Genomic DNA, 25,159 nt, shown 5'->3' with positions numbered 1-25,159 from the left:
TTATTTGGAGTCATTTGTTTATTCAGAAGAAAACAAAAATAAGTGCATGAAATTTTATTAATAGTGAATGAGAAAAGCAGAAGCATACTTTGATATGCACAATATCATGCGCCAACCCTGATGCCCCCGCGACAAAGCGTAACGCCGTCCGGGGTCGTTGACATCAACAAAGAATCAGAAACTCAATCCCCACACACAGGACTCTTCCTCAACCAGTCAATATCCGACTGGTACAGCTCCCGCAGATCCCTCAACCCCAGCCTCAACATTGCCAGCCTGCTCACGCCCAGTCCCCATGCCAGTACCGGATGCTTGATACCCAGTGGTTCAGTGACCTCCTTGCGGAACACCCCTGCGCCGCCCAGTTCTATCCAGCCCATGCCCTCGATATACACTTCAGGTTCCACGCTGGGTTCTGTATAGGGGAAATAGGCAGGCCTGAACCTGACATCCTCGAACCCCATCCTGTGGTAGAATTCCATCAAAAGCCCGAGCAGGTCTGCAAAGCTCATACCCTCGTCCATGACCACACCTTCCAGTTGCTCGAACTCCGGGGTGTGGGTCGGGTCAATGGTCTCGCGGCGGTACGCTCTATCAATGCAGAATGCCTTTACCGGAGGTTCCGGGTTATCTGCCAGGTGTTTGATGGTGATGGCAGTCGTGTGGGTGCGCAGTACGTTCATCCGGGCAATATCAGCACTCCAGGTATACCCCCATCCTGTACTCGGTATGTCGCCACCGTGTTCATGCATGGCAGCCACGGACGATGTGTATTCTTCAGGCAGGTCGCTGGTGCTGTCCAGGTGGAAGGTATCCTGCATCTCCCTGGCGGGATGGTCCTGTGGCTGGAACAGAGCATCGAAGTTCCAGAAACTGCTCTGGATAATATCCCCCTTGATCTCAGTGAATCCCATTTCAAGGAAAATCTGCCGCATCTCATCGATGAGCCGCTGGTACGGGTGTATCTTGGCACCGTAGATAGGCTGCACCGGTGCGTTGATGTTGTATGAACGCAGGTGTTTCTGTTTCCATTCCCCTGTCCTGATGAGGTCTGATGTAAGCTGGGCAACCTCTTCCTCCAGGGTGATGCCGGCCTGGAACATTACCTCTCCCCTGTCTGTAATCGTTATGGTCCGTATCTTCTCTTCGGTGACCTCTAAAAGGTTGCGCTTGACCAGTTCTGTTGCGACTTTTCGAGGTATGTCCCCTGAAGCGGCCTCTAATCCCTGTGCGCCCTTGTGTAGTCTGGCAAGCACTTCCTCATCCTCACCCATTGCAGGAATTTCACCGGGAATCAGTTTGCCGTCCTGTATCTGTGCCCATCCTTTCCTGCGCAGCCAACCCATAGCGATACCCATCAATTTCGGACCGAACCTGCCTTTCAGGTCATCCAGAGATGTGATTTCGGTTACTTTTTCAATGACCTGACGCTCAGGCAGACCAGACAGAGTATATTCTTCACCTTCACTGGTCAGGTGGTAGGTTTCACTGATATTTTCAGATACCTGCACCAGCCCTTTCTCTTCCAGTAGAAAAGCACCCTGCATGGCTGCCTCTACATTGAGACCTGAGGCTTTTGAGAGAGTTATCGGGTCAGCTGTCTTCAGTGCTCCCAGAGATAAGAGTACCTGCTTTTCATTGGGGATAAGGTCTGATTGGGTAACATTGGCCATTGTTTTCCACCTTGGTTATCGGGTATTATACTTCCCTATAAAAGACTTAAAACTATCCGTATGGTTCTGGATATGTATGGTTGTAGATACGTATGGTTTTATATATGTATGACCCCGAATCCAAGTACAAATATTTTTTAACCAGTAGATAACATTATACTTCAATCCAACCGTTTTGGGGGGCCAGCCATGAACAGATTACTATTGATGGTGTTTCTGATATCGATATTACTTGTCCAGTCAAGCGGTGAGAACATTCCACCCAATAAATGGACGTTCAATGATGACTATTTTACTGCATATGGGGGTCCGGAGATGGTCGTAAGTATTGCAGGCAGCCCTGAATATGAAAGAGGCGAGACATCTACCATACTGGTCCAGGTCATGAACCAGGGCAAGATTACGGGATTTAAATCAGAGGACAAGGCCATTGGTCCCAATGAAATTGCCCTTTCAAAGATAGAACAGCAACTGGAATACGGCATCACTACGGCTGTCGGAATAGTGGTCTCTTTGTCGGCAGATGACATTCCTGTGGATATAAAAACAACAACCCAGAGTGCAGGTTCCCTGGTCGCCGGACAGGTATCAATGCCGTTGGCTTTTGACATTAAGATATGGGACAGCGCTCCTGCCGGCAAATATGCAATGAACGTCGACCTTTCCTACCAGTACCAGAAAGATGTCCAGGTGGATGGGAATGTTTCAAACAACCAGCTCGATTACAATATGCTGTACCAGCATGTTAATGAAACCCACGAAATAGTTATCATTGTCAGGGAACAGGCAGATTTTGCAGTGACCGAGGTACATGGTGACCTCCTGCCGGGAAAGCCCGGTATCCTGAGCGTAACATTCAGGAACACAGGAGAAGAAATGGCCGCCAGGGCAACTGCCAGGCTGCGATTATCAGACCCCCTGAGCAGCACGGATTATACTGCCTTTTTGGGAGATATGGAACCCGGTAACGAGTCCATGGCACGGTTTACCCTTGATGTGGATTCTGATGCCACCTCCAAGGCGTATTCGGTCAAAGCCGAAATAGAATATGAGAATGGAGAAGGGGAGACCAGAATTTCAGATGTTATGTATGTTCCTGCCCGGGTCAGCCAACCTGAAGAAACAGGGGGGATTTTCGATAATCCCCTGCTATTAAGTGCAGGTCTGGTAATTGTCGCTGTACTGGTAATTATTTATATGAAACGGCGTGAAGGTGGCAACAGTAGTGAATAGTGATATTATTATCACTGTAAAGGACCTGGTCAAGACATATAACGGTCATACAGCTGTTGATGGAGTTTCTTTCGAGATAAAGAGGGGCGAGATATTCGGGTTGCTTGGCCCAAACGGTGCGGGAAAGTCCACGATCATATCTATTCTGTGCTGTTTGCTGGAACCCACCCGGGGCAGGGTCCTCATTGATGGATTTGATATTCATGACGATTCCACCCAGATAAAGAAGGTCATAGGTGTTGTGCCCCAGGAAATAAGCCTGTACCCCACACTTACCGCAAGGGAGAACCTGGTATTCTATGGGAGGATATACGGTCTCTCTCGCAGGGCCCTGAAGTCGCGGGTAGAAACACTCCTGGATATGGTCGGCCTGACCGAGCGAGGCAATGACCTGCTGGAAGGATTCTCAGGAGGGATGAAGCGCAGGATAAATATTGCCGCTGCACTGTTGCACGAACCCGGGATAGTATTCCTGGACGAACCATCCACTGGTGTTGACCCGCAAAGCCGCAGGAGGATATATGATACTATCCAGGACTTAAATCGGCAGGGCATGACCGTGCTTTTGACCACTCACCAGATGGAAGATGCAGAGAAATTGTGCCATCGTATAGCCATTGTGGATAAAGGAAAAATGATCGCCATGGACACGCTTGGTGGATTGCTCAAAATGGTTGGCGAGAACGATATGATACATATCGTGGCACCTGAGATACTTCCCGGATCGGTAGAATCCATAACGAATTTGCCAAATGTCAGGAAGGTTTCACTGGATGGGGGGAATATGACCATCCAGCTGGTACGGGGCAGGGAATCACTGGCAGGCATTATCGAACTCCTGATATCTTCAGGAACCAGGGTAGAATCCATCCGCATCACCGAACCTGACCTGGAAACCCTGTTCCTTCACCTGACAGGGACGAAACTGAGAGGTTAGTGCATGAAATTCCATATCATTGCCGCCAAGGACCTGAAGATCGTGCTGAGGGACCGGAACGCGATATTGCTGATGTTCCTGCTGCCCATGATAATAATATCCGTTGCCGGGCTGGCACTCGGAGGCGAGTTTGAACAGAATATCCGAATAAGTGTACTGGTAGTTGACCTTGACAACGATGTTGTTTCAAAAGGATTTATCGAGTTCCTGGAAGATATTGATATCCTTGATGTGGATATGGAATCGAACGAGTTCGCTGCCAGGGAAAGGGTCAGGAACCAGGAATACGGACGGCTTATCATTATCCCGATGGATTTCACCCAATCCATCATGACGGGACAAAGCAGTGAACTGAACATCATGGTAAATCCGGTCGAGGATTCACAGAACACGGTTCTTGAGAAAATAGTGGAAGGTTATGCCAGTGGATTGTCGACCAATGTCGTGGTTGTCAAGACGGCAGACGCGTACGGGATTCCCACGTATTCTGAAGAGAAGATATTGGAAATCGTGTCTACTGCACAACAGTTCACGCAGCCCCCTCCCGTTGAGGTCATTACCGAAAGTACTACGACCAACCTGGCTGAATTTTCGCCTTTTACCCAGTATGTTCCCGGATTCGCGGTTATGTTCCTCCTGTTCACCACAGTACAGATAGGTTCGGCCAGTCTCATAAAGGAACGGGACGCAGGAACATTACGACGGCTGGTCACGGCCCCCATCAGCAGGGCAGAGATCATAGGAGGCAAGATTACCAGTACGTTCATTCGGGGATTTGTGCAGCTTACGGTCCTGATGTATTTCGGGCATGTGGTATTTGACCTGAATCTGGGTAGTAGCACGCTGGCCCTACTGGTACTGATAGCAGCCATCACGCTGGCATCCACAGGACTGGGATTGCTGGTGGCCGTACTGGTGAGAACAGAGGACCAGGCAAATTCAGTATCCAACCTGCTGGTATTGACAATGTCAGCTGTTGGCGGTTCATGGTGGCCGCTGTTCATTGAGCCCCAGTTCATGCAGGATATGGCGCATTTCACCATAACGGCATGGGCCATGGAAGGATTCTACGACCTGTTGTATTTCGACCTGGGACTGGCCGGGATAGTGAAAGAAGTAGGGTGGCTGATGTTCATGATGGTCCTCTTTTTCGGGATTGCCATTCAACGGTTCAGGTTTGAATGAACCGGTAGTTCAGACGAAATAGGAAAGCAATGCATTCCCGAACAGCATGAGGATAACAAACTTTGCCAGTTTGCCCAGAAAACACCCTAACGTGTACAACCGTACCGGGAAGCGGGAGAATCCTGCCACGAACGTGACCACCTCAAAAGGGAACGGCGTCAGGGCACCCAGGAATACCACGGTAATGCCTATCCATTCATGCATATTGAACCAGCCGTGAAGTCTTTCTCCAATCCCACCTTTGTTGAACCGCTCGGCTATGGCCTCGCTTCCCCTGCCAATGAAATACGTCGTGAGACTTCCCAGGGTTGCACCGGCAGAGACCACCAGCACCGTGGGCATGAGTGGGAATCCCATTGCCGGAAGACCTGCCACAACAGGTTCCAGGAATATGGGGAGCATGCTGCTGGCAATACATGAAAACACAAAGATGCCAAAATAAGTTCCGGGTGTTACGATATTTTCAATCAACGGTATCCTCGAACGTTTTGAAGTCTGTCAATGGTACCTATATTTTATATCACTTGTAGATTATGAAGATGACACATAATATTTAGGTGAACTATATGGACCCTGTTAAACAATTAATGGATGAACACAGAGTAATTGAAAGAGTAGTGGATATATTTGATAAACTTATCGAAGGTCTGGAGAACGGTATAAAAGTTTCTCCAGAGTTGATAATGACAAATATCGGTATGCTCGCGGAATGTGCCAATGAGTACCATTGCGGGAAAGAAATGAATATAATCCTGCCGTATCTGGATAGTATGGGAAAAACAGATTTAAAGACGGCTCTCGAATCTTATTTAAATGATTATAATAACAGTTTTGAATATATAGATAACATCCTTGCCGTTATGGAAGCCTATGCTTCAGGTGATATGAGCGTGGCTGCGAAGATCGTTGAGAATGGTCTTACCTTCATAGAAGAAGTAAGGCCTATTTTTGAAGGGGAGGATGAGGCTGTGTTCAAGATATTGAAACAGGGTCTGGATAAGGAAGAACTTGCGCAGCTTGGTGAGATGATACAGGAATTCGAATATTCATGGAACGGCCCTCTCTTGATGAACTACCAGAAAATGGTGCGGGAAATGGAACGAAAAACAGGCCAGATCATTTGGTAAGAACCGAAAATAATATCACTTTACCCACCTTCTAAAACCTTTATATGACCGACCCATCCAGTTCACAGGAAAAAGCAAGCAAGAACGAGGGATCAAAGACCCTCCCTCTGAAATCGGATTTTAGTGAATGGTACAATGAACTGCTGCAGGTAGCCGAAATTATGGATGTGCGCTATCCTGTGAAGGGATTATATGTGTGGAACCCGTTTGGTTTTTCCATTCGCAGCAAGGTATATTCCATAATACGGGAACTGCTTGATACTACCGGTCATGTCGAGGCAATGTTCCCGTTGCTCATTCCGGAACATGAGTTCATGAAAGAAGCCGAGCATATCAAAGGGTTCGAGGATGAGGTTTACTGGGTGACCCATGGTGGGACCACTCCCCTGGATGTGAAACTGGCGTTACGACCTACCAGCGAGACAGCCATATATCCCATGTATAAATTATGGGTGCGCTCACATTCCGATTTGCCGCTGCTTATTTACCAGATAGTCAATACCTTCCGGTACGAGACCAAACACACCCGTCCCCTGATACGATTGCGGGAGATCACCTCGTTCAAGGAGGCACATACCGTGCACGCCACATGGGACGGTGCTGCGGCGCAGGTCAGGGAGGCCACGCGTATCTACCAGCAGTTCTATACTCGTCTGGCTGTACCTACCATAGTGAGCAAGCGGCCCGACTGGGACAAGTTCCCGGGCGCCGATTATACTATGGCAGTGGATGCCCTGATGCCTGACGGCAAGACCTTGCAGGTGGGTACCGCACATCACCTCGGGGATAATTTCGCGAAGACGTTCGATATCACCTACGAGGACCCGCAGGGTGAACAGGTACTGGCACACCAGACCTGTTATGGTATCAGTGAGCGCTGTATTGCGGCCATGATATCCATTCATGGTGACAATAAAGGACTCATCCTGCCGCCTGAGGTTGCACCCACCCAGATAGTCATCATTCCGATCCTGTTCGGTAAGGACGAGGCAGTACTCTCAGCATGTAACGACCTGGCAGATACCCTCAGGCGGGCCGGTTTGCGGGTGGTTATTGATGATAGTGATGCGCGGCCCGGTGCCAAGTACTACAAGTGGGAGTTAAAGGGTGTGCCAGTCCGTATCGAGATCGGTCCACGCGACCTCAAGAATAATGTTGTGGTCATGGCAAGGCGTGATGGAGTTAAGACATCTGTGCCACAAGATACGGTATTGCATGAGATTGACAGATCATTAGAGGAAATGCGGCAGAAATTGTATGATGCAGCAACAGAATCGCTTCAAAGCCGGATAACATTGTGCACTGACCTGGATGAAGTTAAGGATCATATCCGGACAGGTATTGCCCGGATAGCATGGTGTGGTGAGCGCTCGTGTGGGTTGGAGATGGAAGAGATCGTAGGTGCGGGCATACTTGGGGAACCTGAAGACCCGGCACTGGGCAGGGGCAATGGTACGTGCCCCATCTGCGGCAAACCCACTGATATTGTGGTGTTGATGGCGCGAACGTATTGAAAACCAGATTATTTTCTATCCGTGATATCTAACCTTAAGAATTGCTCATGACCTGTCAGATACAGGAATCATACCTGATAATAATACAAAAGGGGTTTTGGTGCCTCTAAAACAGAAAATATTATATATGTTTCGTCCCATATTGATTTTTGGTTAGTTGGAGTATTCACTTAATCCAACGTAGAATATGTGAATAACTCTTTCTTTCATCTCAAAACGCACGGTGTGAAGTATTACTTTGCTATAGGAGGTGCTGAAATAAATCGTGATGAAAGATTTAGAATATTCGGGAAAGTAAGGACTTTGGAAAACAAAGAACCTCTCCAAGGTTTAATTGTTGAGCCCGTGGATAAAGATTATAAATGTGATGACCGATTGGGTTCTGTTATTACAGACCAGGATGGAAAATTCGAGATATTTTACGATGAGGTCGATTTTAAGGACGCTTATCTTGACACAAAGCCAGATCTTTATCTAAGGATCAAAAATCCAGACGGAAATATAATTCATACAACTGAAGATCAGGTGAGATATAAGGCTGATAAAGTTGAAGAATTTGTAGTAGATATACCAGAAAGATCAATCAAAAGGATGGAGAATATAATGCCTAAGAATGCAGATGAAATTAATAACTCGTATGAAAAACGGTATGCTGAGGAGGCAAATTTAAAAAAGAAACTTATACTTGATGATGTCGAGCAGTGGATAGGAAAGATGGCATCACAAAAGCGTGACGAACCATACCTGATAATGGGAGTTCATAGTTACACGCCAAACCAGCTATTGGAAGAAGTGAAAAAAGATACTGATATCGGAAGGATGGTCACCAGGACGCTTGACAAAGGACGGCTAGAACTTTCAAAAAAGAGGAGGGGATTGTGATGGCTGAAAAATTGCTTTATGAAAAGATAAGCGAAATCGCAATCCATAAACTGTTTCCATTCGTTGGTACAAAGAAGCTTCTGTTGATACGTCCAAAAAAGCCAAACGATGCTTACACCGAATTGGGTTCTTACATATGGGCAGGAAATGTAAAACAAAGAGCATTAAACCTTGGCTGGCAGGTAACAGACCTGGCTATAAATAATGCCACACGTGAAAATGTTGAAAGTAAGATAAACGAGATCAAACCAAATCTGGTCATTCATTATGATCATGGCAGTTCGTTTACCTTATGGGGCCAGGAAGCAGACATTCTCGAACCTGCAATTGACAGTGCGAACGTGGGGATTTTATCAAACCGTATTGCCAGCACAGTTTCATGTCAATCAGCATCCGGACTTGGTCCGCTGGCAATAACCAACGGTGCTATCAGCTATCTGGGTTATGATGAGAATCACGTTTTTGTGATTGATCATCAAGATGAATTTGGAGAAGCTTCAAATGCTGCAAACTATGCCCTGCTTGAATGCAAGAGCGTATCTCAGGCATATGATGCAGGTATCGCGGCGTATACTGACCTTTACAATAACCTGATAGCGAGTGGAGACGTGTTTGCTGCAAATTGGGCTTTGCATGACAGAGATTGTTTTGTAATGCTGGGTTCGGGAGATGCTACTGCATGTCCTGCTGTGCTTCATTGCAGGACAGGTCTTCCTGATATGACATTGCATTGCAGGACAGGTCTTCCGGATATGACATTGCATTGCAGGACAGGTCTTCCGGATTCGATGGTTCTCTGTAGAAGCCTTCCGTTATTAGCATGTAATGCCGGCCCGAATATTTTGGATAGATGTTCGGCAGGTCCCGTGTTAGATAATGAATTGGAATGGCAGGAGCTACCATACACAAAACCTTTAACACAGCTGGAGAGAAAAATCCGATTGGAGAAATAGGGCATGGGAAGTACCTTCCCGGTAAATTACGATGACAAGGATGGGGAAGCAATCCCTGTCCTGTATTCTTTTATCGTATTTAGAAAAGAGCGAGTAGGCGGTTTTTTATTTAATCCGTATCTTTTTAAAGAAATCCCCATAAATAATATTGAGTTGCGCATCCTGGAACACTGTAATGGATATTTTTCAATAAATGAGATCAAAGATATAATCTTACAGGAATTCTCTCTTCCAAACAACCTGGCACAACAGTACGTTATAGAAGCATGTACGATTTTTGAAAGGAGTCGTGCGATTCATTTAAAAACAGAAAAAGGTTCAATAAAGGAATTTCCTGTTAGTTCAAATTATTCTCTTTCCTCATCGAATAGTTCAGCCATCCTGAACCACATACCTGAAAAAAATATTCTCAGTGCACCTCTATCAGTGTTATGGGAGCTAACGAATGAATGTAATTTAAGCTGCAAACACTGCCTTGTCAACGCAGGGAAGCAGGAACAGAATGAAATGTCCCTGGAAGAGGTAAAAAAAATCATCGATGAATTGGCAGAATTGAAGGTATTCAATATCACGTTTGGCGGTGGAGAACCACTTATAAGGGATGATTTTTTAGATATTGTGGACTATGCTTCAAGATACAATTTTGGCATCAAGGTATCAACGAATGGGATTCTTGTAGATGATACTCTTCTTGACAGGCTCAAAGAGACGAATGTATTCTCTGTACAGGTAAGTGTTGACGGTCTTGAGCAGACGCATAATGCTTTTCGAGGAAGCAATAATTCTTTTGTAAAAGCGGTTTCAGCCTTGAAATCATTTTCCGCTGCTGGCTACTGGACAATTATGAGCACTGCTATCACAAAATACAATATCAATGAAATCGAACAGCTTATTGGATTGGCACTTGAGTGCGGTGCCTCTTCCTTTAAAGCATCACCTTTTGTACCAGTTGGAAAAGGAAAACAGAACAATAAGGATCTGGCAATAACACCACTTGAGATTAAAGATATTGCAAACCGAATAATGCAAATAAAAAATAACTATGATAAAAATATTGATTTACAGATAGATGGTATATTTCCCTGGTTAAATGAACCCTGTTTTGGATATCGACGAAATACCATCTCATCTGCTTCCCAGGTTGGTTGTTCTGCGGGTACATCACATCTGGTAATAACTCCCACAGGTGATGTATTGCCATGTCCGTTTTTCATTGACCTGATTGCCGGTAATATTCGTAAAACACGTTTGCAGGATATCTGGTATCATTCGGACATTTTAGATATTTTTCGAAATTTGGACAATAACAGGCTGGAAGGAAAATGTAGTAATTGTGAATATATTCCACACTATTGTCAGGGCGGTTGTCGAGCTGCTGCATATGCATTATCTGGAAATCTGCTCGCTCAGGACCCTCATTGCTGGAAAGGTCTTTCCTGATTTAGCATGATTTTCTCTGAATAACTCATTCAGATCATTTTTTAAGAGATCGTACCAAAAAGAACATTGTCATTGCAAAAAAAAGACTAAAACCCGGACTGTCCTGTTTCCCGCCAGCCTTCCTCTCTTCAGCAGCCTTCCACCACTCATCCTGTGAAACTCCGGCAACAACCTGTGGCTCGCTACCTGGCTGGACCGTGATGGTCTCACCTGCTTTAGCGTTCACGGTACTGGCACCCCTTTTCATGTTGACACCACCCTGCAGGACAGAGATATTGATAGTACCGGCATCCGGTATTGATACGGTGAACTCGCCCCCATCATTCACTATGAGAGACAATTCTGTACCATTTCCAGAGTCAAGAGCGCTGGAAATCTCATCCAGGCCGGTCTTCAACCTGTATATCAAATACTGGTCATTTATCAGTTCCTCCCCTGAGCCGGGGAGTATTAATTCAAGTTCCTGAGAACCTGTGACGTGCAATCTGCCTGTGAATAATACCATAGAATCCAGGTCAATTATACCCACGTAGGTATCTTTATCCATGGTAAACTGACCTTTTTGTACTGATACGACAGCTTTGCCATCAGCACCCGATAGGAGCACATCTCCCGCTTTAACAAGGGTTCCTGATACTCCTGGTATTACCGCTCCATTCGTATTCAGGGTAACCTCCCCTGATGCTTCTATCAACGGTACTATCTCAATATCATCCAGGGTAAAAGTGTATGTATAAATATAGGTGGCAGAAGGAAAGCCTTTCGCGCCCATACTTCCATCGATCTTGAGGAACAGTTTATTCCCATCTTCCCCTTCCGGCATTGTATAATCGACCATTTCCTCCATGCCGCGGTATTTACTTGCAATGAAATCAAAGTCCCTCTTGCCAGCCTGGCTAAATGATAGTATACCATTATTGCGGTATTCCGGTGTGCTGCCGCCGTCCCTGACCACCAGTTGAATATTAATTTTCTCGCCTGGCCTGATAACAGTGGGCATCTGGCTCCATGTCATGATAGATATCTGGGTGTAGGGGTCGTAACCTTTTGTGCCGAAATGTTCCCTGGTGATTATTATTTCACCAATGGAACTCGAAATATCATTGTTGTATTCTTCAGCGGACACACCCGCTTTTATATCTTCTTCAACTGCGGTGAGTATCCATTGCCCTTCTCCCAGGGCACTGGGAACAAATAGCATTAAGATAAAAAGCAAAAAAACATTACTAATAATCTTCAATAAATATCACTCCGTTTTGACGTACTGGTTATATGATGTGGCTATATGTATGGTTAAATGATACTCCACCAGATATCCCTAATGATTAATAAATATTTATTACCAACTTTTTTCAAACAGATGAAACAACAATTGAAACATGCCTTATTCTTATATACAACGAGAATAAAATGTACCGCTTATGAATACACCTGCCATAGAGACATTTGACCTTACCCGCAGATTCGATGACCTGGTAGCAGTAGATAAAATCAGCATCAAGATAGAGCATGGTGAACTTTTCGGGCTGCTCGGACCCAATGGTGCAGGCAAGACCACATTCATCAACATGCTGTCAACCATGATACCTCCAAGTAACGGCAGGGCTGAAGTATGGGGTATTGACGTCAGAGCAAACCCATCCAGGGTCAGGCAGAACATTGGAGTGGTGTTCCAGGGTACGACACTGGACGACAGATTAACAGGCAGAGAGAACCTGGACCTGCACGGCCGCCTGTACGGGTTGTCCGGAAAAATGCGAAAACAGAGAATCAGCGAAGTGCTGGAACTTGTGGAACTGGACAACAAGGCCGAAGTGCTGGTCAAGACCTATAGCGGCGGCATGATGAGACGGCTGGAAATCGCCCGGGGACTGATGCACCATCCAAGAGTACTGTTCCTGGACGAGCCTACGCTGGGACTGGACCCGCAGACACGCAACCATATCTGGGACTATATCAGGCGCCTGAACCGCGAAGAGAATGTTACGATAATGCTTACCACCCATTATATGGAAGAAGCTGACCAGTTATGCAAGCGAATAGCGATAATCGATCATGGTGGCATCAAGGCCCTGGACACCCCCGAACACCTGAAAAATGCACTGGGAGGGGATGTGGTCGGACTGGGTACGGAAAATGACATCCAGGCATCATTACTGTGTGACCTGTATGACAGGAACGGAAGTGCAGGTAGTGTACACTTCAAAGATAACATGGTCCAGATCACCGTACCTGACGGAACTCACCAGATACCCCATTTACTGAAGCTCGCTGCTGAGGCAGGGATCCCTATCCTGTCCGTTGACCTGCACAGGCCGACCCTGGATGATGTGTTCCTTTCCTATACAGGCAGGGATATACGGGTGGAAGAGGCCAGTGATGTGGACCGTATTACGTACAAGCTCCAGGGAAGGAGGCGATAACATGATGACACGATTACCTGGATCCAGACAAAAGCTCCTGACTTCCATGAACACGGTCTATACCCTGTGGCTGCGTGAGATGTACCGGTTCAGGCGTTCCAAGAGTCGTATCATAGGTTCACTTGCAACCCCCCTGTTCTTTTTGGTAATCCTTGGAACGGCTTTTAACTCGTCATTCCAGATGAGAGGTGGTAGCGGACAGACAGATATAGCGTTCCTTGCCCCTGGTATTATCGGCATGTCAATCCTGTTCTCATCCCTTACAGGAGGCGTTAGCATTATCTGGGACCGTGAATTTGGATTCCTGAAGGAGATTTTGATCGCTCCGGTGTCAAGGTTCTTTGTTGCGCTGGGAAAAGCACTTGGAGGAGTTACTACAGCCATGATACAGGGGACTTTGATCATGCTCATCGCATTTGCACTGGGTGTGGAATACCAATCGATACCTGGTATGGTTGCCAGTGTGGGTGTGATGCTTCTCATCGGGCTGGGGTTCATAGGATTGGGCATTGCACTTGCATCCCATATTGAAAGTCATGAAGGGTTCCAGATGATAATGACTTTCATCACAATGCCTGTGCTATTGCTAAGCGGTGCGTTCTTCAGGATAGGTGACCTCCCATCATGGATGAAGACACTGGTTTACCTTGACCCGCTGACCTACGGCATCATGGCACTGCGCTTCACACTCATAGGAGATACCGAAATACCAATAAACATCTGCGTTGCAGTCCTGGTTCTTTTTGCCGCAACCACCATAGGACTGGGCGGGTTTATGTTCGGAAAAGCAAAGATATAGTGAAAAGATACAGGCGCGATTAAAATTGACTGAGGGTCATCTGGTGTCGCTTGCATATCTCACCAGGTACTTCGATAGGGTAAACTCCGGTCAGGCAAGCAAGGCAGAGGTCATCCGCAGGTATTCCCACGGCATCTACCAGCCCTTCTACACTGATATACCCGAGACTATCGGCATTGATGACCGCCTCCACACCGGCCACTGTTTTGTGGGCTGCAACCAGTTCTGCCCTCGTAGCCATGTCGATGCCCATATAACAGGGTGCTATGATTGCCGGGCTGCCGATACGTACATGTACTTCTTTGGCCCCGGCCTTTTTGACCATATCCACGATTCGCCTTGAAGTGGTCCCCCTGACAATGCTGTCGTCCAACAGGATGACGCTCTTATCCTTAATGTTCTGGGGGATGGTATTGAGCTTCAGCTTCACTGCAGTCTCCCGCATATTCTGGTCAGGCATGATAAAGGTCCGGCCGATATACCTGTTCTTCATCAGGCCTTCCATGTAATCTATACCGGATTTTTTACTGTATCCAATGGCGAATGTTATGCCACTGTCCGGTACAGGAGATATGATATCTGCATTGACCGGATGTTCATCAACCAGTTGTTCACCGATCTGTAACCGGGTCTGGTATACAAGTTTCCCATCAATGATCGAATCCGGACGGGCAAAATAAATGTATTCGAACACGCATTTTGCCGTATTCCGTGTCTTGCTGAGCTGGTGTGAGTGGTACCTGCCATCTTTGAAAATAATAACCTCGCCGGGCCGTACATCCCGAATTAGGGTGCCACCTATGGTATCAATGGCAACACTTTCAGATGCAACCACATACCCACCGTCAATTTCACCCAGGCATAATGGTTTGAAACCCAGGGGGTCCCTGACCACTACAAGGGTGTCATCCACCAGTATGGTAAGGCTGTATGACCCCACCAGCCGTCTCATCAGTTCTTTTACCGCGCCCAGGATATCAGTGCATATCAGTTCTTTTACCAGCAGGCGGGCAATGACCTCTGTATCTGATGACGTTAAAAATATCTGTCCCTCGGCTTCGAACTCATACCTCAGCTCCGCACTGTTCACCAGGTTACCATTATGGGCAATGGCAATGGTGCGGTCCATGAAATTCACGATCAACGGCTGCGTGTTCTCAAGAGAAGAGTCACCGGTCGTGGAATACCTGACATGTCCGATGCCCACATAGCCTTTCAGGTCTTTCATGTTATATTTCTTAAAAACGTCAGGTACAAGTCCCATCCCCTTCTGGGTCTGGGCACTTCTACCGTCATGCACCGTAATACCTGTGGATTCCTGCCCCCGGTGTTGCAGGGCATACAGCGAATAATAAATAGGCAGGGCTGCTTTATCCGATTCCCGATCAGCAAATGCGAGACCGACAACCCCGCACGATTCACGCAATAAGGTTCACCTGATTGTTTGAACTATTTACGATTAATCGCCGTTCAATCCTGATTTACGGATCCACTTATAACTTCTCATGCGTGATGTTCTGCCAAATCCGCATGATGAACATAATTTTGAATGAATGTTCATTGAAACACTGCCGCACCGCCTGCATTTAATGTGGGTGCGTTTCTGCCTCTTTCCTTGAGATGGAGTTCCTTTTACCATTATTTACACCTTGGATGATTATAATTATATGATTACTGTTTGTTAAGAGAAATCCCCTATGTCTTCAGACTAAATATATATTGTGGATATCACGGAGATATGTATACCACATTATCTCCTCTGACCACAACAGTCCCGAGTTTTTTCTCTGATTCGCCTTCTTTCAATTCTTCTGCATTTTCCAACACCAGATTCATGTGAATATCATAACCTTCCAGTGTTCCCCTGAAAATGCGCTCACCTTTGAGTTTGATAATTACTGATTTCCCAAGAGTATTGTTGAGTATATCCAGAGGTCTTTTCCCCATTTTCTTTACTCCTAATATTGTTTACCATACATTTTTACATCTCACGGATGTATTTTTCAAGTACATGATTCACATTTAATTGCATACCAAAAACTTAAATGTTCAACCAATTAATAGTGCTTCAAAGTAGTAATAGACATACTTATAACTATCGAATCCAGAGGTATAACATACGTGAAAATTAGAGCCAGACACCAGTTACGAAAAAGCCAGTCAAAAGACATGATACATAAGATAGGGGAATTATTTACCGATGCCAATGTCATACTTGCCAATAAAAAGTTTGAGATAGCGGTCACAGATGAATACGAACTGCTGCTGGTCGATAGTGAACCACTTTTTTTTATCATGGATGGTGAGCCGTTCTTCACGGTAAAAGGAGCACTGAAACTAAAACCGGATAAGAAGGTAGTAACTGTTGATGCAGGAGCGATACCTTTTGTGGTAAAGGGTGCTGATGTCATGAAACCGGGTATCGTGTCTGCGGACCCGGGTATAGCAGAAGGCGATCTCGTCATAGTCATTGAAGAAACACATGGTAAAGCATTAGCTGTGGGTCGTGCGCTGGTGCCAGGGGACCAGATGACCGAAGGGGGCGGGAAAGCGATAAGGACGGTACACATTGTAGGCGATAAATTATGGAATATGACGGTGTAATATATCAAAATATATATGTAGTGGCACAGGTATAGTAAACTTAATTATTCTAATTCAAATTATTCAGGGGAAAATAGAATGGTAGCACTCAAGAAAATATTCGGTGGCTCGTCATCTTCAAAATCAGCAAGTGACGAATATGTGGACCTTGACCTCAGCGATTATGAAGAGGTCGTCGAAAATGAACCTGCAGAGATGTATATCCGAATTGCAGAGCTCAATAACCTGAATGATATACCGGACCTGAAAAAAGAGATATATAATGGAAATGTACTGCTGGTGGATATATCTCTGATAAAGCAGGATAAATTCAATCTGGACCGGGCAATTAAGGAACTCAAGCAGGTAGTAGAGGATACCCACGGAGATATTGCCGGTATTGGGGAAGACCAGGTTATCGTGGCTCCGATGGGTGTAAGGATAAATCGCTCAAAGATCATCGGTGTCAAAAAGTGAATGAGGACATCGAACCAATTTTAACCAGGACAACATGTCCCCTGTGCCAGGGTGAAATTATACTCACCTGGTACATAGATACTATTCCTTTTTTTGGTGAGATCGTAATTAACAGTGCTCATTGTAATTGCGGTTTTAAATATGCTGATACCATGGTACTTAACCAGCGTGAACCGGTAAAGTACACGTTGAGGGTCGAGTCACTGGCTGACCTGGATGCCAGGGTAGTACGTTCCTCATCAGGTACGATACGGATACCTGAGTTAGGCATTGATATTGAACCGGGCTCTGCCAGTGAATCCTTCATATCCAATGTGGAGGGGGTGCTCTGCCGCGTTGAGGAAGTGCTGGGTATGGTGAGCCGCTGGAAAGATGAGCCCCTACAGACCACTGACCGGGCCCATGAAGTATTACATGCACTGGATGAGGTGAAACGTGGCGAACGTGATATTACTCTTATCATCGAAGACCCGCTTGGCAACAGTGCAATTATAGCTGAGCGGGCAATAAAGCAGGAACTGACACCCCAAGAAGCTGAAAACCTGAAAACAGGTATGATCGTGCTTGAAAAGGATGACCTGCCAGAGTCATTGCGTTGAATACTCTGGTGTATCTATCATTCGAACACCATATCGCCGACCCTGATACCTGAATCCACGATCTCTCCCACTATCCTGCCACCGGTTATCCCGGCAGCCCGCGGTGCATCTTTTTTGGGCAGGACTATCAGGAATCCCATGCCCATGTTGAAGGTTTTATACATTTCAAGATCGTCAACATTCCCTTCTTCCTGCAGGAATCTGAAGATGGGCTGGGGCTCGAGCGGGGAATGTATGTTGAAACCAAGGTTGGTTATCCTGCGAAGTTTCAGCACCCCGCTGCCTGTTATGTGGGCCAGGCCATGCACATCGCATTCCCGTATCACATCCAGGAGCTCGATATATATGCGTGTGGGGATGAGCATCTCATCACCGATAGTAGTATCCGGATCGTAGGGGAACGGGTCATGATACCCATACGATGACCGTTCCATTATCTTGCGGACAAGGGTGTATCCATTACTGTGGATACCTGAAGACGGGACCCCGACCAGTACATCACCTTTTCTGATATGCTCACCGGTGATGATACGGTCCTTTTTTACAGCACCCAGGCAGGTGCCGGCAAGGTCGAATCCGTTGACTATCTCGGGCAGGGTGGCGGTTTCCCCGCCTACAATGGTCATCCTGCTCAGCTGGGCACCCCGCTGCAACCCTTCGCCTATCTGGGCCATCTGATGTTCATCGGGTTTCGCAATGGCAAGGTAGTCAACAAAGGACAGGGGTTCGGCACCAACGGCCAGCAGGTCATTGACGTTCATGGCAATGCAGTCTATTCCCACCGTGTTCCATCGCTGCATTTCATTGGCGATGAGCACTTTGGAGCCAACACCGTCCGTGGCCAGTCCCAGAGCATATTCTCCAAACTCTATGAGGCCGGCATAATGACCTATGTCTGTCAGAGGCGCACCCCGTCCTGTACGCTTATAGGTGATACCGGCAGCAAGTGCTTTGATGGCTTTCTCCTCAAGGTGTATGTCAACGCCCGAGCGGGCATAGGTCATTTTTTCAGTCATATGAGCACGTAAGGGCTGCAATACCTCAAAAAGACTTCGAAATTCAATGGCCTATAATATTGCGGTCATCGGCCCCTGTGACATCGCCCAGAAGCTTTCGTTTCATTTCCTCGTGCATCTCAGCTATGGAAGGTGCAGTATTACCATAATTTCCTTTCACTTTGACTTTATCGGCATCAATAAGCACGATTCTGCTGGAGTGGTAAGTAAGGCCGGTACTGTCCAGCCTGACCCACATCTCACATTCCCTGAACTCAAGGTCAGTGATAAAACCGGTAGTTCCGGTACCAGTATACCGTACAGGGCTGCCTATACGCAAGGTGTTGCCGTTACAGTCAATGAACACGAAATTGTCCGGAACCCTGTAATTATTCATCCACTTTTATAATTGGTGTCTTCTACGATTTAACTGTTTCGTATGGTTACGAACAATGTACTATCCGGGCATATTTGGAATTGAGCGGCATTATAATCGCACAGGGACACCCTTTCCTGCCAGGTATCCTTTCATTTCCCGGATGGTAAAAGTACCGAAGTGGGCAATGGAAGCAACAAGCACAGCATCGGCATGTGCATCATGAATGGCCTCATAGAGGTGTTCCAGCATGCCCGCACCCCCTGATGCAATAACGGGAAGACTGACAGCATCTGCAATGGCCCTGGTCATGGGTATATCATATCCGGCAAGTGTCCCGTCAGCATCCATACTGGTCGGTAAAATGGCACCGGCTCCCAGATCCTCTACCTGCATGGCCCACTGGACAGCGTCTATGCCCGTTGGCTGGTTGCCACCGTTGACCATCACTTCAAAACCGGATGGCAGGTGCGGGTTCTGGCGGGTGTCGATAGCTATGGTTATTGTCTCGCTGCCGAACTGTGAAGCTGCCTCTTTTACCAGTTCCGGTGCCCGCACCGCGGCAGAGTTTATGGACAGCCCGGACACGCCCACGTCCAGCATTCTCTGTATGTCCTGGACACTTGCGATGCCACCGCCCACGGTCAGCGGTATGGAGATACTGTCAACAGTCCTTGCCACGGCATCGACCATGGTCTTCCGGTTTTCGATGGTCGCTGTGATATCCAGGAACACCAGCTCGTCGGCTCCGGCATCACTGTATGCTGCACCATTCTCGGCCGGATCGCCCACGTCTTTGAGATCAACGAAATTGACTCCTTTTACCAGGCGACCGTCCTTTACATCCAGACAGGGGATAACTCTTCTGTAGTTCATGTTAGGTCCTCTTTACAAGTATTTCACGATACGTAGTTCAAAGAATACCGGTGAATAGTTCTTAATTCTTCTGTTTTGGATAGGGGGATACTGTCGAAACCGGTCTAACAGAGTGTGACTATTTTTATTTTAATCGGTCTGGAAGAGAATATCATCACACAATGTCAAGTGTTCTTCAGCTTAATTTTAAATCAAAATTGTTATATGCTTCTATTTTTATATATTACGTCATGCCCGGTATATCCATAGTAATACCTACAATGAACGAGGAAAAAACTATTGGTATATGTATCGAAAAAGCATTGACCGTCTTTAAAGGATATGGGGTGGAGGGTGAAATAATCGTCGTTGACAATTCCACGGACAGGACAGCTGAGATTGCACGCTCTATGGGTGCTGTTGTGATAAATTCTGTGAAAGGATACGGGAATGCCTATCTTGCCGGTTTTTCGCATGCAAAAGGAGATTATATTGCCATGGCAGATGGGGACAATACCTATGATTTCCTTGATTTTCCCCGGTTCCTCGAACCCTTAATGAACGATGAAGCCGATTTTGTGATAGGAAACCGGTTGAAGAACATTGAAAAGGGAGCTATGCCCGTACTTCACCAGTACATTGGAAATCCTTTATTGACAAAGGTCCTGAATTTCAGTTTCAAGACCCACATCTCTGATTCTCATTGCGGGATGCGGGCATTTACCCGGAAAGCACTGGATACGATGAAACTCAAAACCGGGGGAATGGAATTTGCTTCCGAAATGGTTATCGAAGCTGCTGATAGAGGTCTCCGGATACAAGAGATTCCCATCAACTATTATACCAGAGAAGCACCATCAAAACTTCGTTCTTTCGAGGATGGATGGAGACACCTCAGGTTTATCATGCTCTACAAACCTATACCGTTCTTGTTCATCCCGGGTCTCTTTGTGTTCCTTCTGGGTTTTTTTCTGACCGTTTTAATATTAACAACAGGAGAAGATGTGGTAACAACACGGTTGCATTCATTCATCCTGGCCAGTTTTCTCCTTATCATTGGAAGCAATATAATCAGTACCGGCGTATATTTGAAAGCCTATAGTGCCGTGCATGGAATATCCGGGAAGGACGATATATTTGTTAAACGACTGCTGAATTACCACTCACTGGAAAAAGAGATTATTACCGGGACTGTCCTTCTAGGAATCGGGATGTTTTTTGGCATTAAGGTGATACTCACCTGGATGCATTCAGGATATGGGTCATTGTCAGAGATAGAAACAGCAATAATGGCAATGGATTTTGCAGCAATTGGGATTTTAATGATATCTATGTCTATATTATTAAGTGTGTTGATGCTCGACTTAAAAAATAATCCGTGAATGATAATGAAAATTGCATTTATCTATGATGCTATTTACCCCTGGGTCAAAGGGGGAGCTGAGCGGCGAATATATGAGATTGGAAAAAGGCTCGCCAGTTCTGGCTATGATGTTCACCTCTATGGCATACAATGGTGGGACGGAGTTGATGTGATAACACACGAGGGGATGACCCTGCATGGTGTATGCGGACCTAGAAACCTGTATGTCAATGGGAGACGCTCTATTTCCGAAGCGATTCTTTTTTCGGTCGAATTATTTCCCCATCTCTTGAAAGAAGAATTTGATATTATAGATGTATGTGTATTTCCTTATTTTTCAGTTTTTAGCACAAAGATCATTTCGCTTATAAAAAGAACTCCTATGATAATTACCTGGCATGAAGTTTGGGGTGATTACTGGTATAAATACCTGGGATTTTTTGGTTTCTTTGGGAAAGGAATCGAGAAATGCGTATCAAAATTGACCAATTGCAATATTTCGGTTTCATCCCTTACAGAACGAAACCTGGCAGAACTTGGTGTGAGGCCCCAGTATATCACTATTGTTCCAAATGGCATTGATTTGAACAATATTCATGCAATAGAACCACATTCTGATACGTGTGATATTATATTTGCCGGTCGATTGATCAAGGAGAAAAATGTAAATGTATTACTTGAAACTCTGACTTTGGTTCTGGATGTCCTGCCGGATGTACAATGCCATATCATTGGTAATGGGCCTGAGAAAGAAAAACTGAAACAATATACTTCATCATATGGACTTGAAAAAAATGTTGTGTTCTTTGGATTTATGGAGTATGATGAAATAATCGCCCGCATGAAATCTTCAAAAATATTTGTTTTTCCTTCTACTCGTGAAGGATTCGGTATGGTCGTCATAGAAGCTTTTGCATGCGGGTTACCAGTTATAACGGTAAAAAGCCACACAAATGCTGCTATTGAACTGGTAAAAAATGAACGGGGTTATATTGTAGAGCTTGACAAAAAAATAATCAGCGAGCATATCATTGAATTGCTCAATGATAGTAAGGCCAGGCACATCATGTCAGTTTTAGCCCAAAAAGCTGCACAGGAATATGATTGGGATTCGATCGTTGAAAATTTGACCCGAATTTATGAGGATATACTATGAAAATTGCCATATTCCATGACTATATTGGAGCTATTGGTGGAGCCGATAAACTGGTGTTGACACTTGCCCGGGAGTTAAACGCAGATGTGATCACTACTGACGTGGATATGGATTCTGTTGAACTTATGGGATTTGGAGATGTAAATATCATTAGCCTTGGAAGGACGATCAAATTGCCAGCGCTAAAACAGGTATCAGCATCGATAAGATTTGCATTATGTGATTTTTCAGATAAGTATGATTTTTTTATTTTTTCAAATAACTGGGCACATTTTGCAGCACGAAAGCACAAGCCGAATCTATTGTATTGCCAATCCACTCCGGTAAGGATTTTTTATGATCTGTATGACCTATATCTACAGCAACTATCGTTTTTTCCATCTCTGATATTTAAAATGTGGGTAACCATTCATCGAAGGATATACGAATATTATTTTACCCATGTTTGCCTTATCATTGCTAATTCGATAAGTGTTCAAAAAAAAGTCAAACACTATCTGAATAGAGATTCGATAGTAATTTATCCCATGGTTGATACTTCTCAATTCAGATTCGAGGAATATGGTGATTTCTGGCTTTCGGTGAACAGGCTTTATCCGGAAAAACGCATCGAATTGCAGGTGGAAGTATTCAGGCAACTTCCCGATGAACAATTGCTGATTGTAGGTGGCTATACAGATGCTGACCGTTCTTCAACGTATGTAGATCAAATAATACAGAACCTACCGGATAATGTAAAATTACTTGGCACTTTGTCCGAAGAGGAGTTGATACGACTCTATGCCCATTGCAGAGGATTTATCATCACTTCGATCGAGGAGCCTTTCGGAATGGCACCTGTTGAAGCAATGGCTTCAGGGAAACCAGTAGTCGGAATAAATGAAGGAGGATGTTCGGAAACCATTATTGATGGTTCTACAGGGTTGCTCGTTAATCCTGATATACCTGAAATCGTAAATGCCATTAAGATAATCTCTCAAGAACCATCCAGGTTCAAAGAACAATGTATTGAACAGGCTAAGAAATTTAATCCGAATTTTTTTCTTCAAATAAGTGAAAATGTCAAAATGGTGATGTTACAGGAAGGATGCAGTACATGAATGAATCTTACCCTCTCGTTTCAGTTGTTATTGTAAATTATAACGGGATGAGATTCCTGGAAAATTGTCTATCTTCCTTGCTTTTGCAGACGTACCCTCTCTTTGAGATCATTCTCGTGGATAATGGGTCGAATGATGGCTCAGTTGATTTTGTCCTTAATGCATTTCCATCTGTTACAATTATTTGTAATAATGAAAATTTAGGATTCGCCAAAGGTAATAACATTGGGATCAAATCTGCCAATGGAATGTTGATTGCGTCATTAAATAATGATACTGTGGTCACGCCGAGATGGATAGAGAAATTAGTACTATCAATAATTTCCCATGAAAATATCGGAATGTGTGCTTCGAAGATGCTCTTCATGAGTGATCCGGATATGATAAATTCAACCGGCATATGCATTTCACGCAGCGGAACGAGTTGGGACAGGGGCATATTTGAACTCGATAAAGGCCAATATGAATCTGAAGAAGAAGTTTTTGGTCCATGCGCAGGTGCAGCAATGTACAAAAAAAGTATGCTTGATGAGATCGGATTATTTGATGAAGATTTTATTGCTTACGTAGAAGATACAGACCTGGCATTTCGAGGACGCCTTTCAGGGTGGAAATGCCTGTATGTTCCAAAAGCAGTTGTGTATCATATGCATGGTGGTACAGCCGGTTTTGAAACTGATTATACCATTTATTTTGGAAACAGGAATATTGTCTGGAATACTGTTAAGAATTTTCCACCATTACTCTTCTTTTCCTCTTTACCCTGGATCATTGTCAGGAATATCGGAGTGATACCGTATTACACAATAAAAGGACATGGCAAAACAGTTCTCCGATCAAAGATCGATGGAATCAAAGGAATCCCGAAAATGTTTGCAAAAAGATCACCACGTTCAGTGAATGAAAAGAAGATCCGAACATATATTAAAACATGGGCGAAAATTCGTTCACATCCAGAGAACAGACAAGATTAATAAGATTAATAATATAAAGAGATTATTCGAGATAGCAACTATGAACAATATTAATGGAGTCTTAATAAAAAACCTGAAAGTCATTCCGGATGAGCGTGGCTGGCTCATGGAAATTTTGCGGAATGATGATGAAAATTTCGAACAATTCGGACAGGTCTATCTCACGACAGCATATCCTGGAGTTGTAAAGGGTTGGCATTATCATAAAAAGCAGACCGATAATTTCACCTGTCTCCATGGAATGATGAAAGTGGTCTTATTTGATGGGAGAAAAGATTCACCGACCCATGAAAACATCATGGAATTATTTGCCGGTGAGAAAAATCCCATCTTGATAAGTGTTCCCCCTGGTGTCTATCACGGATTCAAGGCAATCGGACCTGATACTGCATATTTCCTGAGCATTCCGACGCTGCCCTATAATTATGACGAACCTGATGAATACCGACTGCCTCCGGATACTGATGAAATTCCCTATGATTGGGGGCTTGCGCCCGGACTAAAACACGGTTGAA

The 25,159-nt window shown here is 45.2% G+C and carries 27 protein-coding genes; 18 read left to right on the top strand and 9 right to left on the bottom strand.

Features of this window, described 5'->3' with window-relative positions; translation table 11 throughout:
• Positions 1–182: 182 nt before the first annotated feature.
• Positions 183–1,673, bottom strand: coding sequence for a phenylalanine--tRNA ligase subunit alpha (locus K0A89_09400; GenBank protein MBW6518700.1), 1,491 nt, complete (start codon positions 1,671–1,673; stop codon positions 183–185).
• A 189-nt stretch (positions 1,674–1,862) separates the two neighbouring features.
• Here K0A89_09400 and K0A89_09395 point away from each other — a divergent pair, with 189 nt between their 5' ends.
• Genes K0A89_09395 through K0A89_09385 form a run of 3 tightly spaced genes read left to right on the top strand, consistent with a single transcriptional unit; the run spans position 1,863 to position 5,028 of the window.
• Positions 1,863–2,906, top strand: a complete 1,044-nt coding sequence (locus K0A89_09395; protein ID MBW6518699.1) for a hypothetical protein — start codon at positions 1,863–1,865, stop codon at positions 2,904–2,906.
• On the top strand, positions 2,899–3,843 hold the full coding sequence (locus K0A89_09390; GenBank protein ID MBW6518698.1) for an ABC transporter ATP-binding protein: 945 nt from the start codon (positions 2,899–2,901) through the stop codon (positions 3,841–3,843). The genes K0A89_09395 and K0A89_09390 overlap by 8 nt, the downstream gene beginning before the upstream one ends.
• 3 nt (positions 3,844–3,846) lie before the next feature.
• The gene (locus K0A89_09385; GenBank protein ID MBW6518697.1) at positions 3,847–5,028 is read left to right on the top strand and encodes an ABC transporter permease; all 1,182 of its coding nucleotides are present in this window, start codon (positions 3,847–3,849) and stop codon (positions 5,026–5,028) included.
• 9 nt (positions 5,029–5,037) lie between these two features.
• On the opposite strand, the gene K0A89_09380 is transcribed toward K0A89_09385, so the two are convergent.
• Positions 5,038–5,499: a VTT domain-containing protein gene (locus K0A89_09380; protein MBW6518696.1), complete on the bottom strand. Its 462-nt coding sequence runs from the start codon at positions 5,497–5,499 to the stop codon at positions 5,038–5,040.
• A 95-nt stretch (positions 5,500–5,594) separates the two neighbouring features.
• Here K0A89_09380 and K0A89_09375 point away from each other — a divergent pair, with 95 nt between their 5' ends.
• From K0A89_09375 to K0A89_09355, 5 genes are all read left to right on the top strand, one after another.
• Positions 5,595–6,155, top strand: coding sequence for a hypothetical protein (locus K0A89_09375; protein MBW6518695.1), 561 nt, complete (start codon positions 5,595–5,597; stop codon positions 6,153–6,155).
• 44 nt (positions 6,156–6,199) lie between these two features.
• Positions 6,200–7,669 carry a proline--tRNA ligase gene (gene proS, locus K0A89_09370; protein MBW6518694.1) on the top strand — a complete coding sequence of 490 codons (1,470 nt, stop codon included), beginning with the start codon at positions 6,200–6,202 and terminating at the stop codon, positions 7,667–7,669.
• A gap of 303 nt (positions 7,670–7,972) precedes the next feature.
• Positions 7,973–8,551 (top strand): hypothetical protein, encoded by a 579-nt coding sequence (locus K0A89_09365; protein MBW6518693.1) that lies wholly within the window; start codon positions 7,973–7,975, stop codon positions 8,549–8,551.
• Positions 8,551–9,504, top strand: a complete 954-nt coding sequence (locus K0A89_09360; protein MBW6518692.1) for a hypothetical protein — start codon at positions 8,551–8,553, stop codon at positions 9,502–9,504. Before K0A89_09365 ends, K0A89_09360 begins: the two co-directional genes overlap by 1 nt.
• A 3-nt stretch (positions 9,505–9,507) precedes the next feature.
• On the top strand, positions 9,508–10,944 hold the full coding sequence (locus K0A89_09355) for a radical SAM protein (protein MBW6518691.1): 1,437 nt from the start codon (positions 9,508–9,510) through the stop codon (positions 10,942–10,944).
• Between the two features lie 34 nt (positions 10,945–10,978).
• Here K0A89_09355 and K0A89_09350 read toward each other — a convergent pair whose 3' ends face one another.
• Entirely contained in the window at positions 10,979–12,145 is a 1,167-nt protein-coding gene (locus K0A89_09350) for a hypothetical protein (protein MBW6518690.1), read from the bottom strand.
• Positions 12,146–12,365: 220 nt separating this feature from the next.
• Between K0A89_09350 and K0A89_09345 the strand changes: the two genes are divergently transcribed.
• Together K0A89_09345 and K0A89_09340 are read left to right on the top strand one after the other, a co-directional pair.
• Positions 12,366–13,367: an ATP-binding cassette domain-containing protein gene (locus K0A89_09345; protein MBW6518689.1), complete on the top strand. Its 1,002-nt coding sequence runs from the start codon at positions 12,366–12,368 to the stop codon at positions 13,365–13,367.
• Between the two features lie 4 nt (positions 13,368–13,371).
• Positions 13,372–14,166: an ABC transporter permease gene (locus K0A89_09340; GenBank protein ID MBW6518688.1), complete on the top strand. Its 795-nt coding sequence runs from the start codon at positions 13,372–13,374 to the stop codon at positions 14,164–14,166.
• 19 nt (positions 14,167–14,185) lie between these two features.
• On the opposite strand, the gene purF is transcribed toward K0A89_09340, so the two are convergent.
• The 3 genes from purF to K0A89_09325 all read right to left on the bottom strand — a co-directional run bounded on the left by purF (position 14,186) and on the right by K0A89_09325 (position 16,113).
• The gene (gene purF / locus K0A89_09335; protein ID MBW6518687.1) at positions 14,186–15,592 is read right to left on the bottom strand and encodes an amidophosphoribosyltransferase; all 1,407 of its coding nucleotides are present in this window, start codon (positions 15,590–15,592) and stop codon (positions 14,186–14,188) included.
• A gap of 33 nt (positions 15,593–15,625) precedes the next feature.
• Positions 15,626–15,805 carry a 50S ribosomal protein L37e gene (locus tag K0A89_09330; GenBank protein ID MBW6518686.1) on the bottom strand — a complete coding sequence of 60 codons (180 nt, stop codon included), beginning with the start codon at positions 15,803–15,805 and terminating at the stop codon, positions 15,626–15,628.
• 89 nt (positions 15,806–15,894) lie between these two features.
• On the bottom strand, positions 15,895–16,113 hold the full coding sequence (locus K0A89_09325) for a small nuclear ribonucleoprotein (GenBank protein MBW6518685.1): 219 nt from the start codon (positions 16,111–16,113) through the stop codon (positions 15,895–15,897).
• A 174-nt stretch (positions 16,114–16,287) separates the two neighbouring features.
• On the opposite strand from K0A89_09325, the gene K0A89_09320 reads away from it, so the two are divergent.
• The 3 genes from K0A89_09320 (at position 16,288) to K0A89_09310 (ending at position 17,825) form a co-directional block, all read left to right on the top strand.
• Complete coding sequence (locus K0A89_09320; GenBank protein MBW6518684.1) at positions 16,288–16,770, top strand: RNA-binding protein; 483 nt, start codon at positions 16,288–16,290, stop codon at positions 16,768–16,770.
• A 78-nt stretch (positions 16,771–16,848) separates the two neighbouring features.
• Positions 16,849–17,226: a cell division protein SepF gene (gene sepF / locus K0A89_09315; protein MBW6518683.1), complete on the top strand. Its 378-nt coding sequence runs from the start codon at positions 16,849–16,851 to the stop codon at positions 17,224–17,226.
• Positions 17,223–17,825 (top strand): ZPR1 zinc finger domain-containing protein, encoded by a 603-nt coding sequence (locus K0A89_09310; protein MBW6518682.1) that lies wholly within the window; start codon positions 17,223–17,225, stop codon positions 17,823–17,825. Before sepF ends, K0A89_09310 begins: the two co-directional genes overlap by 4 nt.
• Positions 17,826–17,842: 17 nt before the next feature.
• On the opposite strand, the gene purM is transcribed toward K0A89_09310, so the two are convergent.
• The 3 genes from purM to hisF all read right to left on the bottom strand — a co-directional run bounded on the left by purM (position 17,843) and on the right by hisF (position 20,072).
• Positions 17,843–18,841, bottom strand: a complete 999-nt coding sequence (gene purM, locus K0A89_09305; GenBank protein ID MBW6518681.1) for a phosphoribosylformylglycinamidine cyclo-ligase — start codon at positions 18,839–18,841, stop codon at positions 17,843–17,845.
• A gap of 43 nt (positions 18,842–18,884) precedes the next feature.
• Positions 18,885–19,217 (bottom strand): DUF2098 domain-containing protein, encoded by a 333-nt coding sequence (locus K0A89_09300; GenBank protein ID MBW6518680.1) that lies wholly within the window; start codon positions 19,215–19,217, stop codon positions 18,885–18,887.
• Between the two features lie 90 nt (positions 19,218–19,307).
• Positions 19,308–20,072 (bottom strand): imidazole glycerol phosphate synthase subunit HisF, encoded by a 765-nt coding sequence (gene hisF, locus K0A89_09295; GenBank protein ID MBW6518679.1) that lies wholly within the window; start codon positions 20,070–20,072, stop codon positions 19,308–19,310.
• A gap of 230 nt (positions 20,073–20,302) precedes the next feature.
• Between hisF and K0A89_09290 the strand changes: the two genes are divergently transcribed.
• The 5 genes from K0A89_09290 to K0A89_09270 are packed head-to-tail and all read left to right on the top strand — an operon-like array spanning position 20,303 to position 25,158.
• Entirely contained in the window at positions 20,303–21,433 is a 1,131-nt protein-coding gene (locus K0A89_09290; protein MBW6518678.1) for a glycosyltransferase family 2 protein, read from the top strand.
• Between the two features lie 6 nt (positions 21,434–21,439).
• Positions 21,440–22,570 carry a glycosyltransferase family 4 protein gene (locus K0A89_09285; protein MBW6518677.1) on the top strand — a complete coding sequence of 377 codons (1,131 nt, stop codon included), beginning with the start codon at positions 21,440–21,442 and terminating at the stop codon, positions 22,568–22,570.
• Entirely contained in the window at positions 22,567–23,670 is a 1,104-nt protein-coding gene (locus K0A89_09280; protein MBW6518676.1) for a glycosyltransferase, read from the top strand. The genes K0A89_09285 and K0A89_09280 overlap by 4 nt, the downstream gene beginning before the upstream one ends.
• Positions 23,667–24,644 carry a glycosyltransferase family 2 protein gene (locus K0A89_09275; GenBank protein MBW6518675.1) on the top strand — a complete coding sequence of 326 codons (978 nt, stop codon included), beginning with the start codon at positions 23,667–23,669 and terminating at the stop codon, positions 24,642–24,644. Before K0A89_09280 ends, K0A89_09275 begins: the two co-directional genes overlap by 4 nt.
• A gap of 40 nt (positions 24,645–24,684) precedes the next feature.
• Positions 24,685–25,158, top strand: a complete 474-nt coding sequence (locus tag K0A89_09270) for a dTDP-4-dehydrorhamnose 3,5-epimerase family protein (protein MBW6518674.1) — start codon at positions 24,685–24,687, stop codon at positions 25,156–25,158.
• The last annotated feature ends 1 nt before the right edge of the window (position 25,159 follow it).

This window comes from ANME-2 cluster archaeon, from assembly GCA_019429385.1.
GTDB lineage: Archaea > Halobacteriota > Methanosarcinia > Methanosarcinales > Methanocomedenaceae > Methanocomedens_B.
The sequence above is the reverse complement of the archived record's forward strand: the minus strand, read 5'-3'. Positions and strand labels throughout refer to the sequence as shown.